The 13970-nt window shown below is 37.0% G+C and carries 14 protein-coding genes and 1 riboswitch; of the genes, 7 read left to right on the top strand and 7 right to left on the bottom strand.

Annotated features, from left to right (window positions below):
• Window positions 1-15 precede the first annotated feature (15 nt).
• Window positions 16-1908 carry an asparagine synthase (glutamine-hydrolyzing) gene (gene asnB / locus H9655_RS00255; protein ID WP_191809775.1) on the bottom strand — a complete coding sequence of 631 codons (1893 nt, stop codon included), beginning with the start codon at window positions 1906-1908 and terminating at the stop codon, window positions 16-18.
• A 426-nt stretch (window positions 1909-2334) separates the two neighbouring features.
• Complete coding sequence (gene metK / locus H9655_RS00250; protein ID WP_191809773.1) at window positions 2335-3534, bottom strand: methionine adenosyltransferase; 1200 nt, start codon at window positions 3532-3534, stop codon at window positions 2335-2337.
• Between the two features lie 301 nt (window positions 3535-3835).
• Window positions 3836-3961, bottom strand: a riboswitch (SAM riboswitch).
• 388 nt (window positions 3962-4349) lie between these two features.
• Here metK and pckA point away from each other — a divergent pair.
• Window positions 4350-5933, top strand: coding sequence for a phosphoenolpyruvate carboxykinase (ATP) (pckA, locus tag H9655_RS00245; RefSeq protein WP_191809770.1), 1584 nt, complete (start codon window positions 4350-4352; stop codon window positions 5931-5933).
• Between the two features lie 259 nt (window positions 5934-6192).
• On the opposite strand, the gene H9655_RS00240 is transcribed toward pckA, so the two are convergent.
• Both H9655_RS00240 and H9655_RS00235 read right to left on the bottom strand, forming a co-directional pair.
• Entirely contained in the window at window positions 6193-6435 is a 243-nt protein-coding gene (locus H9655_RS00240; protein ID WP_191809768.1) for a DUF2584 domain-containing protein, read from the bottom strand.
• Window positions 6436-6504: 69 nt separating this feature from the next.
• Window positions 6505-7215 carry an alpha/beta hydrolase family protein gene (locus H9655_RS00235; protein ID WP_191811291.1) on the bottom strand — a complete coding sequence of 237 codons (711 nt, stop codon included), beginning with the start codon at window positions 7213-7215 and terminating at the stop codon, window positions 6505-6507.
• 173 nt (window positions 7216-7388) lie between these two features.
• On the opposite strand from H9655_RS00235, the gene H9655_RS00230 reads away from it, so the two are divergent.
• From H9655_RS00230 to H9655_RS00220, 3 genes are all read left to right on the top strand, one after another.
• Window positions 7389-8384 carry an ABC transporter substrate-binding protein gene (locus tag H9655_RS00230; RefSeq protein ID WP_191809766.1) on the top strand — a complete coding sequence of 332 codons (996 nt, stop codon included), beginning with the start codon at window positions 7389-7391 and terminating at the stop codon, window positions 8382-8384.
• Window positions 8385-8454: 70 nt separating this feature from the next.
• A complete protein-coding gene (locus H9655_RS00225) occupies window positions 8455-9246 on the top strand; it encodes an ABC transporter ATP-binding protein (protein WP_191809764.1) in 792 nt (263 codons plus the stop codon).
• On the top strand, window positions 9212-10018 hold the full coding sequence (locus H9655_RS00220) for an ABC transporter permease (RefSeq protein WP_225230347.1): 807 nt from the start codon (window positions 9212-9214) through the stop codon (window positions 10016-10018). Before H9655_RS00225 ends, H9655_RS00220 begins: the two co-directional genes overlap by 35 nt.
• A gap of 24 nt (window positions 10019-10042) precedes the next feature.
• On the opposite strand, the gene ytkD is transcribed toward H9655_RS00220, so the two are convergent.
• Window positions 10043-10516, bottom strand: a complete 474-nt coding sequence (gene ytkD, locus H9655_RS00215) for an RNA deprotection pyrophosphohydrolase (RefSeq protein WP_191809759.1) — start codon at window positions 10514-10516, stop codon at window positions 10043-10045.
• Window positions 10517-10630: 114 nt separating this feature from the next.
• A complete protein-coding gene (locus H9655_RS00210; RefSeq protein WP_318245428.1) occupies window positions 10631-10954 on the bottom strand; it encodes a hydrolase in 324 nt (107 codons plus the stop codon).
• Window positions 10955-11083: 129 nt separating this feature from the next.
• Between H9655_RS00210 and H9655_RS00205 the strand changes: the two genes are divergently transcribed.
• Window positions 11084-11320 carry a DUF6154 family protein gene (locus H9655_RS00205; protein WP_191809755.1) on the top strand — a complete coding sequence of 79 codons (237 nt, stop codon included), beginning with the start codon at window positions 11084-11086 and terminating at the stop codon, window positions 11318-11320.
• Between the two features lie 357 nt (window positions 11321-11677).
• Here H9655_RS00205 and H9655_RS00200 read toward each other — a convergent pair whose 3' ends face one another.
• Window positions 11678-12115, bottom strand: a complete 438-nt coding sequence (locus H9655_RS00200; RefSeq protein ID WP_191809753.1) for a Dps family protein — start codon at window positions 12113-12115, stop codon at window positions 11678-11680.
• Between the two features lie 135 nt (window positions 12116-12250).
• Here H9655_RS00200 and ytzI point away from each other — a divergent pair, with 135 nt between their 5' ends.
• Both ytzI and cls read left to right on the top strand, forming a co-directional pair.
• Window positions 12251-12424: a YtzI protein gene (gene ytzI / locus H9655_RS00195; RefSeq protein ID WP_191809751.1), complete on the top strand. Its 174-nt coding sequence runs from the start codon at window positions 12251-12253 to the stop codon at window positions 12422-12424.
• A gap of 33 nt (window positions 12425-12457) precedes the next feature.
• The gene (gene cls, locus H9655_RS00190; protein WP_191809749.1) at window positions 12458-13909 is read left to right on the top strand and encodes a cardiolipin synthase; all 1452 of its coding nucleotides are present in this window, start codon (window positions 12458-12460) and stop codon (window positions 13907-13909) included.
• Window positions 13910-13970 lie beyond the last annotated feature (61 nt).

Here is a 13970-nt window from a genome sequence, read left to right as displayed (position 1 = left end):
ATGTTTTTTCTCAGCTTAAAAGTTAGCAGTTGTAGCTGAAACCAATTGGTTTTCGAAATCATACTTCTTCTCAATAAAAACATCATGCCACACAATAAACATAAGGACCGTCCAGATTTTCCTACTGTAATCTGCTTTTCCTTGTGCATGCCATTCAAGTAAATTTACTACATACTCTTTATTAATTAAATAGTCTGTATGGCTCTCTTTAATTAGTGTCTTAGCCCAATCATACATCTCATCCTTTAACCAATGACGGATAGGAACCGGGAATCCTAACTTTTTACGGTTCAACACATGTTCTGGCACAATACCTTCTGCTGCCTTACGAAGGATATATTTCGTTGTTTGATGAGATGTTTTTAAATGGGTTGGAATGGTGGAAGCCACATTAAAGACCTCTTTATCAAGGAATGGTACCCTTAATTCCAATGAATGTGCCATCGTCATTTTATCTGCTTTTAAAAGAATATCTCCGCGCATCCAAGTATGAATATCAATATACTGCATTTGATTAACCGCATCATAGGCTGCACTTTCAGCATATAATGGACGGGTAATATCTTTAAAATCATTCTTCTCGTTATAAACCTGCAATAATTCTCTTTTTTCATGTTCTAAGAACATTTTCGCATTACCAATATAGCGTTCTTCCATTGGAGTCGTTCCTCGTTCAATAAAGCTCTTACCTCTCATCCCCTCTGGCATGATTCGAGAAAGGGTACGCAATAACTTTCTTCCTGCTGAAGGCATTTTATTAAAAATTTCTAAGTCCTGTGGTTCACGATAAATATTATATCCACCAAACAGTTCATCGGCGCCTTCGCCTGATAGCACCACCGTTACATGTTTTCTTGCTTCTCTTGCGACAAAGTAAAGTGGAACGCAAGCAGGGTCCGCTAATGGGTCATCTGTGTGCCACATAATTTTAGGTACTTCTTGCATATATTCTTCTGGAGAGATGATATAGCTTATATTTTCAACACCTAGTTTTTCAGCTGTTTCTTTAGCCACATCCACTTCACTAAAACCGTCCCTTTCAAAACCTACTGAAAACGTTTTAATATTTGGGTGAAACTGTTTTGCTATGGATGCAATAATAGAAGAATCAATCCCACCGGATAAAAACGAGCCTACAGGTACATCACTACGCATATGCATTTTAACTGAATCCGTTAAAACATCTTGAATCTCTTTAATAAACTGAGATTCTTCTTTTTGTACAGGTTGGAAATGTGCTTTCCAATAACGCTGAATATGCATAGAGCCACCGATTTTCTTCTTGAAATAATGACCTGGCTCAAGTTTCTTTATACCAACCGACATGGTCATCGGTTCAGGTACAAATTGATAAGTCATATAATACTGCAAAGCATCATAATTAATGACATCGTTTTTCAATGCCAGTAGAATACTTTTCTTTTCAGAGGCAAAGTAAGTGGTCTCATCATCTTCAAGATAATAAAAAGGTTTAATGCCAAAAGGATCTCTCGCACCAAATACTTCTTGCTTCTCTTTATCCCAAATAACGAAGGAAAACATACCTCTTAACTTTTCTGCCGCCTTCTCTTTATAATAACTATACAAAGCAATAATCACTTCAGTATCCGAATGGGTTTCAAAAGTTAATCCTTTATTGATTAATTCCTCGCGTAGTTCAACATAATTATAAACTTCACCATTAAAAATAATCCAATATTTACCATTATCAAATGTAAGTGGTTGATGACCACTTTCAATGTCTATAATACTTAATCGGCGGAATCCAAATTGGATATGATCAGATCGATAATATCCGGCATCATCTGGCCCACGATGAGTAATAATGTTATTCATATTCTCAAATTGTTTATCTGCTTCTTGTACTTTTTGTGCTTGATCATGTATACAACCAATAAAACCACACATTATGTACGTCACCTTCTTTTTATTTCATCTAGTTTGTTGTATTTTCCCATACCTTGTATAGACGTTAAGTTATTTTAAAAAGTTTCACCTTTCGAAAAAAAATGGAAGATTTATGCTAGGCAGTATGTTCATGTTTTCTCCTTCGTATACTTAAGAACATTTATTCTATACCCACCTTCTAAGACGAAAAGATGACATTAATTTTAATTTTTTATGAAATCGTTTCGATTTCCCTTTATGTCGATTATTGGGGATCTGTAATATCTAAAAAAACGAATTTTGTTCTATTACTTTAATCAAATTCTTTTTGATGTACGAGCAAATCGTTTTGGACGTATTAATTTTATGATAGCCCCTTTTTTTCCAAAAAAAAAAGACTGTAGAAAACTCATTAAAGGCGTTTTCTACAGCCATAACTTTTCTAATTTATTTTAAAGCTTCCTTGCGCAAGTCTTCTGCTTTATCTGTGCGCTCCCAAGGTAAATCGATATCTGTACGGCCGAAATGTCCATAAGCAGCTGTCTGCTTGTAGATTGGACGACGTAAATCAAGCATTTTAATAATACCAGCAGGACGGAGGTCAAAATTGTTTCTAACAACTTCAACTAAAACATCCTCAGATACTGCTCCAGTTCCAAATGTATCAATACTGATGGATACAGGCTGAGCAACACCGATTGCATAGGCTAATTGAACTTCCGCTTTATCAGCTAGTTCTGCAGCAACAATATTCTTTGCTACATATCGAGCCGCGTAAGCAGCTGAACGGTCAACTTTCGTTGCATCCTTACCAGAGAATGCACCACCACCGTGACGAGCATAACCGCCGTAAGTGTCAACAATAATTTTTCTACCAGTTAAGCCAGCATCTCCTTGAGGTCCACCAATAACGAAGCGTCCTGTTGGATTAATAAAGTATTTTGTGTTTTCATCAATTAATTCAGTAGGAACAACCGGATTGATTACATGCTCTTTTAAATTGCGTTGGATTTGTTCTAAACTGATTTCTGGATGATGCTGTGTAGAGATAACAATTGTATCAATACGTACAGGTTGGTTGTTTTCATCATATTCTACAGTTACTTGCGTTTTACCATCTGGGCGAAGATAAGGTAAGATTTCCTCTTTTCTTACTTCAGCTAAACGGCGAGAAAGTTTATGCGCTAATGAAATAGGTAATGGCATAAGCTCTTTTGTTTCATTACATGCAAAACCAAACATTAAACCTTGGTCTCCAGCACCAATGGCTTCAATTTCAGCATCAGTCATCTGTCCTTCACGCGCTTCTAATGCTTGGTCTACACCCATAGCAATATCTGCTGACTGCTCATCAATAGAAGTTAATACTGCACATGTTTCAGAATCAAAGCCATATTTTGCACGTGTATAACCAATTTCCTTAATGGTTTCACGAACGATTTTTGGAATATCTACATATGTGGATGTAGTGATTTCACCTGCAACCAATACAAGACCTGTAGTAACAGACGTTTCCGCAGCAACCCTCGCATTCGGGTCCTTTGATAAAATAGCATCTAGTATTGCATCAGAAATTTGGTCACTGATCTTATCCGGATGACCTTCAGTAACTGATTCAGAAGTAAACAATCTACGTTTTGTTGACATCTGACTTCCTCCTTATTTATCGAATCAATAAGACTTTATATTAGCCTTTAATTTTGATACGGAACTCATTCCCTTATTTGAATCTTCATTATTTATGGGCCAATGTTTATCTCATACCCTTAATAACCTATGCGTTAACTTGGAATATTGAGAATAAAATGGTTGGATCTTTTCCCCATGCATAAATAGTACATTCCAAAAGCCGCTCCTCGTATTCGCCAACATCATGTTAAAAAGCATGAAAAAAAACCTCTTCTCTGATTTAGTGAAAAGGTTGAAGTAAAATGATTCGCGCCTTTCACTCTTATCGTTCAAGGATAGTGAGTAATAAATCCTTGCATCAGGTTAGCACCTTTGCTCATAAAAATGTAGTTGGCAGGTTGCTGGGTTTCATAGGGCCTGTCCCTCCACCAGCTCGGGATAAGAGAGTATCCGTTCAAGGATTCATCATAACTTACACAAGGAATATAGTCAATTGTTTTTCCTCAACTATTCAATGTAAAAATTGTCATATGCTTACTCGATACGCTGAGTTTTGATAGCGAACAAAGGGATGCTTAGATGATACCGTTATTTTTCCTTAATATATATAAAAATTACATTAAATTTGCTGATTATCCTTTTTAAATTTGCAAAAGCTATTTATAATGAATACTGCCTGTATTTGTGACAATTTCATTAATTATATAAAAATGATTTATATAGTATAGACTGAATGAATAAATGTGTTATACTATTTTTGAAGAAATAATCACAAATAGCGACTGAGATGCATATCTCTTAAATAATATTATATAAAGGAAGGTATTCATCAGATGAATTCTGTATCGATAACTGAGTTAAATGATTTACTAAAAGGCGAAAACATCCAAGTTCAATTATCTGTGCCGCAACTAGTTGAGAAAGTATTAAACCGTAATGAAGGTGTACTTACATCTACTGGTGCCATTCGCGCGACAACAGGTAAGTATACAGGTCGTTCACCTAAAGACAAATATACAGTTGAAGAAGCAAGCTCTAAAGATAAAATTGATTGGGGAAGTGTGAACCAACCAATTTCTGAAGCAGTCTTCAATAACTTATACAACAAGGTGATTGCTTTCTTAAAAGAGAAAGAAGAAGTTTTCGTATTCAAAGGATTTGCTGGTGCGGATAAGAAACACCGTATGCCAATCCAAGTAATTAATGAATATGCTTGGCATAACCTTTTTGCACACCAATTATTTATTCGACCTACAGAAGAAGACTTATTAGATCACGAATCTGAGTTTACAGTTATTTCAGCACCTAATTTCAAAGCAGACCCAGCAGTTGACGGTACAGCTTCAGAAACCTTTATTATCGTTTCATTCGAACGCCGTATTGTTCTTATTGGTGGTACTGAGTATGCTGGTGAAATGAAAAAATCTATTTTCTCTGTTATGAACTATATGCTTCCTGAAAATGGTATCCTCCCTATGCACTGTTCAGCCAATGTTGGCCGCGAAGGCGATGTGGCTTTATTCTTTGGTCTTTCCGGCACTGGTAAAACAACATTATCAGCTGATCCAAACCGTCGTTTAATCGGTGATGATGAGCATGGCTGGTCTCCAAATGGTGTATTCAACATTGAAGGTGGTTGCTATGCGAAGTGTATCGATCTTACACGCGAGAAAGAACCACAAATTTTCGATGCCATCCGTTTTGGCGCAGTACTGGAGAATGTTGTATTAGACAAAGAAACTCGTGTAGCTGATTATGCGGACAATACGCTAACAGAAAACACGCGTGCTGCTTACCAATTACAAGCAATTGACAATATCGTTGACCCAAGTATTGCAGGTCACCCGAACACAATCATCTTCTTAACAGCTGATGCTTCTGGTGTATTACCTCCAATCTCAAAATTGAATAAAGAACAAGCAATGTATCACTTCCTAAGTGGATACACTTCTAAGTTGGCTGGTACTGAGCGTGGCATTACTTCACCACAAGCGACTTTCTCAACTTGCTTTGGCTCACCGTTCCTACCATTACCTGCACAACAATATGCTGAAATGCTTGGTAAAAAAATTGACGAGCATAACGCAAAAGTATTCCTTGTAAACACTGGTTGGACTGGTGGCGAATATGGCGTAGGTAGCCGTATGAAGCTTGCATATACACGTGCAATGGTTGAAGCTGCTCTAGAAGGCGAACTTAATTCTGTTGAGACAGTAACCGATCAAGTATTCGGCTTAGAAATTCCGCAACATGTAACAGGTGTTCCTGATGAAGTACTATTACCTAACAAAACTTGGCCAGATCAAGATGCCTATAATGTAAAAGCAAAAGAACTTGCCAATGAATTCCGTGAAAACTTCAAGAAATTCGGTAATATTTCTAGTGATATCGCTGAAAAAGGCGGTCCTATCGCTTAATAGTCAAAACCTTCGAGCTTTGTGCCCGAAGGTTTTTTGTTACAGCATTTTGAGGGTACATCAATTTCGTTCTCTTTATTTAGCGGAGGGCGGTTATTGGATACTTAGAACTGAGTGAGAATGTGGGTCTACAAAGGATTAGTTTCTACTTAAGAAACAATGACCTATCTGCGGACCGTCGTCGCTTAACAGACACTTGTATTATACGAAAGCAAATGAGAAGAAGCCCGACACGGCAATGGCCGTGTCGGGCTTTTTTTTAGTTTGTTGATTTTAGCGATATGAGTTGATAAAAAATTTTCGTACAATCATTTTCCATTTCTAATTTTTGGATGCTTCCCATACCACTGATTTCACCGTCTCTTGTTTTCTTTACTTCAAGTGGAATATTTAGTGGGTAGAGGCGGTATCCTTCTTTTGTTAATGTAAAAAGATTTTCATTTAACCGCTCTTCTCTTCCTTTCGTAACGATCATTGTATTTAATTCTAAAGGCATACCCATAATTGTTTTGCTCCTTGCTCATCGAGTTTTATATAACTATTGTATCTTACAATCTCAATACAATAAAGCTTATTGTTCTTTCATCCACCGCCCAAGATCACGAACAATTTGTCTATTGATAGCTGGTGGAAAATAGTGCGTATACTCTTTGAAATACCATGTATCTACAGGCTTACCCAACTCTTTTAACCGCTTCTCTAAGCGGAAGGCATGTTCGGCAGAAACATTATGATCTAGGATTCCATGAATAATTAATACATTTGCTTGCAGTTGGTCAAGTTCATATAATGGCGTGCGATATTCATATCGTTCCGGGTATTTATGAGGCGTTCCACCGATGACTCGTTTCATCATTTTACGCAAGTCCACTCTTTCTTCATATGTTAGGAACATATCGCTCACACCACCCCACGTAACTACTGACGCCGCTTCAGGCATATGTAAAGCCGTTAATAATGCCATTACCCCTCCTCTAGAAAACCCAAAGACATGGACCCTTTTTACCCGAGGGTGTTCTGCTAATAGTTGAAATGCTGAAAAGGCATCATAACGGTCATCGCCTGCAAAGTCTTCATTTCCCTCCCCTCCTTGATTGCCCTGATAAAAAGGCGCAAATACAATGAAACCTTGGAGGGCAAACTGCACAATTCGACTAGGGCGCACTTTGCCGACGTTCTTAATCCCCCCTCTTAAATATAGAAAACCTTCTGATACGTTTTCATTTTCTGGTTCAGCTAATAGACCTTTGATTTTTAGACCATTAGATAAATATGTAATCATTGATAACTTTACTTGAGGGTGCGGAGATGGAAACCGCCATTTATCGATTATCAATGCTTTTCCCTCCTTTACATATAGTAAAAATTTCACATGGGCAATCACACAAATTTGTCACCCTCATAAGATAGTTTAGATGCAAAAATCTAAGAAACATTGAATGAGGAGGTTCTAAAATGAAAAAATGGCTTAAATGGAGCTTCATGCTTCTTTGTATTTCTGTTCTACTCATTCCTATAGCTGCCTGCGGAAAAGAGGATGTGACAAAAATACGTATCGGCGAGGTCACAAGATCTCTTTTTTATGCTCCCCAATATGTCGCAATTGAAAAAGGTTTTTTTAAAGAGGAAGGATTGGATGTTACGTTAACCACCACAGCCGGTGGCGATAAAACGATGACAGCTCTCTTATCTGATAGTATTGACATCGCTCTTGTTGGCTCTGAAACATCCATCTATGTACAGGCGCAAGGGGCAAATGATCCCGTGATTAACTTTGCCCAACTGACGCAAACAGATGGTACCTTCCTTGTTGCAAGGGAAGATATCCAAGATTTCTCTTGGGATATGGTAAAGAAGAGTACTTTCCTCGGACAAAGAAAAGGTGGCATGCCGCAGATGGCTGGTGAGTATACGTTAAAAAAACATGACATTGATCCACATACTGACTTAGAGCTTATTCAAAATATTGATTTTGCCAATATTGCCCCTGCTTTTTCATCCGGTACTGGTGAGTTTGTACAATTATTCGAACCAACTGCGAGTGTCTTTGAAAAAGAAGGCATTGGACATATCGTTGCTTCCTTCGCTGAAGAATCTGGTCAGCTTCCTTATACAGCATATATGACAAAGGATAGCTTCATCAATGAAAACGAAGAAACAGTAGAGAAATTCACACGGGCCATCTATAAAGCGCAACAATGGGTAGATGAACATTCAGCAGAAGAAACAGCGAAAATCATTACAAAATACTTTGATAATACCGATTTAGAAATCTTAACGATGTCAATCGACCGTTATAAAAGTCAAGGCTCCTTTGCAACCGATCCTATTTTAGAAAAAGACGAATGGGAGAACTTGCAAAACATTATGGATGAAGCAGGTGAACTTCCTGCTCGAGTGGATTATGAAACACTTGTCAACACAACCATTGCCGAAAAAGTAGTTAAATAATCGTGCAAGATGGAGCGGATAGAAGTGAGTCTGTTCGCTCAACCATCCAGAAAAAAAAGGAGACGGCAAGATGACATTCTTAAACGTGCAAGATATTCATCATACTTACTTTACGAAATCAAATGCAGTGACGGCCCTCTCTAATATCTCACTTCAAGTGGAAGAAGGAGAATTCATATCATTTTTAGGACCGAGCGGATGTGGTAAAACGACTTTGTTATCTATCATTGCAGGTCTTTTCCAACCAACAGAGGGCCGAGTAGAATTAGAAGGAAAACAGGTTGCTACATTAAAAAGTGAAATAGGGTATATGTTGCAACAAGATTATCTATTCCCTTGGAAAACCATTGAGGAAAATATTCTATTGGGTTTAAAGATTAATCATCACTTAGATGAAGAAAAAAAAGCTTATGCAAAAGATTTATTACTGCAAATGGGATTATCAGATGTGGAGTCATTGTATCCTAAACAGTTATCAGGCGGCATGCGACAAAGGGTAGCACTTGTTAGGACACTGGCAACAGAACCTAAACTTCTCATGTTAGATGAACCATTTTCTGCTCTCGATTATCAAACAAAATTACATTTAGAAAATCTTGTATCTGACACATTAAAATCATTTGGAAAAACAGCTATTCTTGTGACACATGATATCGGCGAAGCGATTGCGATGAGCGACCGCATCTATTTATTCTCACCGAGCCCTGGTAAGGTTCATAAAGTATTTGAAGTACCTGAGGAATTAAGAGAATGCTCTCCATTTGATACAAGAAACCACCCACTGAATGCGGAAATTTTTCAAACGATTTGGAAGGAGATGGAGTCCCTTGGATCACAAGAGTCACACAAAAGCACTCCATAATGCGTATATCCGCTCCCTTAAGAAAGAAAAGTATTGGGTACGATTTTATCAACTCGTTATTTTTCTCATTTTTTTCGCGGGCTGGGAGATTGCCAGTAAAAACCAGTGGATTGATCCGCTCATTTTCAGTTCGCCTTCGAAAGTATGGGAGCTCTTTTTAATTAAAGTGCAAGATGGTACGCTGTTCTATGACTTAGGTTTCACTTTATCAGAAACCATTCTCGGTTTTATATTAGGGACATTGTTGGGAACGATTTTGGCGGCGATTCTATGGTGGTCACCGTTTCTTTCTAAGATTCTAGACCCTTATCTCGTTATTTTAAACAGTATGCCGAAAGTGGCTTTAGGACCGATTTTAATTGTCGCTCTTGGGCCTAGTTTCACCTCGATTGTAGCAATGGGAACGATTATTTCCGTTATTATCACAACCATCGTCGTTTATACTTCTTTTAGAGAGGTAGACCCTAATTATATAAAGGTGCTTCAAACTTTTGGTGGAACCCGTTTCCAAATATTTAAGGAAGCCATTCTTCCATCATCATTTCCCGTAATTATTTCCACATTGAAAGTCAATGTAGGCTTATCTTGGGTCGGGGTAATCGTCGGAGAGTTTCTCGTCGCCTCTAAAGGCTTGGGCTATATGATCATTTACGGTTTCCAAGTATTTAACTTTACTTTAGTTATGCTCTCACTACTGGTCATTGCTGTATTAGCTACTATTATGTATCAAGCAGTAGAATTTTTAGAGAAGAAATTAATAAAAAACAACTAAGGGCTTGCATGAGTGTGCAGCCCTTTATTTTATGCGACTTTGGAGATAAGCTACACTTCTCTTGACTACTTGATCTTTCATGATAAAGCTATAATTAGGTTGATGAATTTCCCTCATGAGCCGATTAATCGCAACCCATTTTGGGCCATCCGTTTCGAAATAATGGTCTACTTTTTGCAAATAATCAACCTCTGCAAACATGATAGCCTTCATAAATGAACGATCTTTTTCCATAACTTGATATGTACCAATATGTTCAATAGAAGACAAGACAGCTCCAGTTTCTTCTTTTACTTCTCTCTTTGCAGCAGTATATATATCTTCGCCTTCCTCCGCCTTTCCACCTGGAAACTCCCATCCTCTTTCTTTATGCCTCGTTAATAACCAGTCATCACCTTTTTTACATAACACCAACACATGACGCGGCTCCATTACAAATCCATCTACATTAAATGAGAGTGCTACACGATTCCCGTTCTGATCGATAAAATATTCCATTTAATCCTCTCACTTTACATATACTTATTGGTATATTTTACTTTGAAAGAAACGTAACGTACAGGAAAAGGTGAAAACACCGTCAATATTCATAACGGTGTTTTGAGCACAGCTTTATTGTTGTTCAGGGGGAAGAATCCCCATATTGCCAATATGATTTTTAGCCTCTTCATCTCCTAATCGATAAATGGCACGATATATTTGCGTTAAACCCTCATCATATTTATCATTTTGCCTGTCAAAATGATACTGTAAATAGGGGACATGAGCCCGGTAAAAACCTTCCCATTCTGTTGAGTAATTTTGATCAAACAACTCTCTTAATTCGATAATTTCATCATCTGTCGCCTCTATTTTAAAATTCCATGGTGAAGAAGTAGAACTTTGTGAGATTTCCCCATCATTCACCGTAATATAATAAGTTTTCTTTTGATCCACACTTTCAGCCCCTTTCTTCTTATTATTTGTTTCCCTCAATATGAATGAATTTATACGAAAAAAATGAGCAAAACCATGAACTTAACATATACTAACGTAAAATAAGAAGAAAATGGGCAGGTGCAAACAATGAAAATTATTGATGAACTGTACGACTATTATCGTAATAAGCTTACAGGTGACGAAGAAGATATTGATATGCTCACCTTTGCTTTTTTAGAAGAAATGTCTCGAGAGGATATCCTTACATTAATTGAAGAACTTGATAACCAAGAACTTTATAATCTAATGGGCCTTTATGTGATTGAATCCCTTAAAGGGAAATTTTCAGAAAGTGATTTTACGAAGCCTCAAAACTATCATTGAGTGTACATAGTACCGGTACAAGAAAAATGATGGCGGAGTTGCATGTGCAAAAAAAAGACTTGTATTGATGAAAAGGTGACAAGATTAAAAGAGTCAATAAAAGGATAGGCGAATCATGATTTGTGTATAGCTCACGCAACTTCTTGATAGATGACTTAAGATCATTAGACTTATCCTTTTTCTCTTCATGTCTGACGCATTTTCTACTGAGCCTTCTCCCCTATGTAATACAATTCTAGTTTACTCACTTTTCACTGTATCGTCCTGTACTTCAATCCATCTCTCCTAATATAAAAACACCCCGAAAGTTTTTTAGTCTAACTTTCGGGGTGCACATCAAAAGAGATTTTCTTACATTTATCCAAGAAATGCTTTAAGCATCCAGTTATGTTTTTTTACACTCTGTTTAACGGCAATAAGCATATCACCAGTGGCTTCATCCTTAGCCTCATCAGCTAGTTCAATGCCTTCTTGCAGTTCACCTAACATTTTATCAAAGTCATTCCAAACAGATTGTACCATGTCTCTTGCATCCTCTTTACCTGTTGCTTCTTCAATTGAAGCCGTATCTAAGCATTCCTTCATTGTTGCTACAGGATTTCCACCTAAAGCAAGTATTCTTTCTGCTAATTCATCAATATGGTCATTTGCTTCGTTATATAGTTCTTCAAATTTTTCATGTAATACGAAAAAGTTGCTTCCTTTAACATACCAATGGTAGTTATGTAACTTTACATACATTACTGTCCAGTTTGCTACTTGTTTGTTTACTGATTGAATTAATTTTTCGCTCATATTTATCAACCTCCACTTATAAGATACCCGCTTATCCAATTTTCAAACACATAACTATCGGATAAGGAAAGATATTTTAGTTCAGATTAAAAGAGAGAAATGGTAAAATAGCTTTTGTAAAGGGGGAGACTATTTATGACTTATATTATTGTCATTATGATATCAATTCTTATTGTCTTTACAATCCTTATTTTAAGTGTAATGACAACATCCAAAGCTTACACATTTAAACATACCGTTGATCCTCTACCTAAATCTCTTACAGAAGAAGAGAAAGCACCTAACCAAGAGGACAAGGAGACAAAATAATACTAAAACTTTTTGAGAGGAATCTGCACTTCTATGGATATTTACTCCATATTTATTGGACTCATTTACCTTTTAAATATGATCCTTGCCATTGTCGTTATTTTTCTTGAACGGAAAGATGCCGCATCCACTTGGGCATGGTTACTAGTTTTGTTCTTTATCCCATTACTAGGGTTTGCCATTTACTTATTATTCGGACAAAACTTCTCCAAAAAGAAGAAAATGTTTCAATGGGAAGATCGTAAGAAAATAGGCATTGATGAAATGCTTAAAATGCAAATATCTGCTCTTCACAACCGCAGTTTGCCTGCAGAAAATGAGCAAGTTCAAAATCATTATGACCTCATTCATATGCAATTAGTAAATAATGATGCTGTACTCACCCAAGATAATGATATTCAAATGTATACTGATGGCAAAGACAAGTTCGATGCGTTATTTAAAGATATAGAAAGCGCTACCGACCATATCCATCTTCAATACTATATCTTGAGAAGGGACGCATTAAGCAAAAGTTTAATCACACTTCTGAACAAAAAAGCCCGTGAAGGTGTAAAGGTCCGAATTTTATATGATGATCTAGGGTCAAGAAGTTTAACCAAGCGGTTTTTTAAGAGCTTACGTGAAGCTGGGGGAGAGGTTGAGGCGTTCTTTCCGTCTAAATTCCACTTTATTAATTTACGGTTAAATTACCGCAATCATCGTAAGCTAGTGATTATTGATGGCAAAATTGGCTATGTTGGTGGCTTTAATGTTGGAGATGAATACTTAGGTTTAAATAAAAAATTCGGTTATTGGCGAGATACGCATTTAAGAATAGAAGGAAGCGCAGTTTATGCGATACAAACACGCTTTATTCTTGACTGGAATCAAGCTTCTCATCGTCATGACATTCATTATTTACCGGAGTATTATCCCCCAATGACTACAAAGGGACGTATCCCTATGCAAATAGTAGCAAGCGGACCTGATAACGAACTCGAACAAATCAAACTTGGTTATATCAAAATGATTATGTCTGCAAAAGAAACCATTCTTATTCAAACTCCCTATTTTATCCCTGATGCGAGTGTGGTTGATGCGCTTAGAATAGCTGTTTTGTCGGGTGTTAATGTGAAAATCATGATTCCTAACAAGCCTGACCATATGTTTGTTTATTGGGCTACTTATTCGTACATTGGTGAATTATTAAAACTCGGGGCAAAAGTGCTGATTTATGATAATGGTTTTATTCATGCGAAAACAATCGTAATTGATGATGAAATTGCATCTGTTGGGACAGCCAATATTGATGTTCGAAGCTTTAAACTCAACTTTGAGGTCAATGCCTTTATTTATGACCGCAAGATAGCTGAGGAAGTGGCAGCTAGTTTCTATAATGATGTAAGAGTATCACGTAACCTTACATTAGATGATTACAATAACCGTTCCTTATATATTAAGTTCAAGGAATCTATATCACGCCTACTATCACCGATTCTGTGAGTCGGTGATTTTTGTATAGATTTATGGTGATCAATAACATAAAATAGGAATATATGGATAA

The organism is Cytobacillus stercorigallinarum, from assembly GCF_014836495.1.
Classification (GTDB): Bacteria; Bacillota; Bacilli; order Bacillales; family Cytobacillaceae; genus Cytobacillus; species Cytobacillus stercorigallinarum.
Note: the sequence above shows the minus strand (reverse complement) of the source record. Positions and strands in the feature narration are given on the sequence as shown.

Coding starts and splice junctions, on each gene's coding strand:
- asnB (WP_191809775.1), bottom strand. CDS start 1,908: ATGTGTGGTTTTATTGGTTGTATACATGATCAAGCACAAAAAGTACAA.
- metK (WP_191809773.1), bottom strand. CDS start 3,534: ATGTCAACAAAACGTAGATTGTTTACTTCTGAATCAGTTACTGAAGGT.
- pckA (WP_191809770.1), top strand. CDS start 4,350: ATGAATTCTGTATCGATAACTGAGTTAAATGATTTACTAAAAGGCGAA.
- H9655_RS00240 (WP_191809768.1), bottom strand. CDS start 6,435: ATGGGTATGCCTTTAGAATTAAATACAATGATCGTTACGAAAGGAAGA.
- H9655_RS00235 (WP_191811291.1), bottom strand. CDS start 7,215: ATGATTACATATTTATCTAATGGTCTAAAAATCAAAGGTCTATTAGCT.
- H9655_RS00230 (WP_191809766.1), top strand. CDS start 7,389: ATGAAAAAATGGCTTAAATGGAGCTTCATGCTTCTTTGTATTTCTGTT.
- H9655_RS00225 (WP_191809764.1), top strand. CDS start 8,455: ATGACATTCTTAAACGTGCAAGATATTCATCATACTTACTTTACGAAA.
- ytkD (WP_191809759.1), bottom strand. CDS start 10,516: ATGGAATATTTTATCGATCAGAACGGGAATCGTGTAGCACTCTCATTT.
- H9655_RS00205 (WP_191809755.1), top strand. CDS start 11,084: ATGAAAATTATTGATGAACTGTACGACTATTATCGTAATAAGCTTACA.
- H9655_RS00200 (WP_191809753.1), bottom strand. CDS start 12,115: ATGAGCGAAAAATTAATTCAATCAGTAAACAAACAAGTAGCAAACTGG.
- ytzI (WP_191809751.1), top strand. CDS start 12,251: ATGACTTATATTATTGTCATTATGATATCAATTCTTATTGTCTTTACA.
- cls (WP_191809749.1), top strand. CDS start 12,458: ATGGATATTTACTCCATATTTATTGGACTCATTTACCTTTTAAATATG.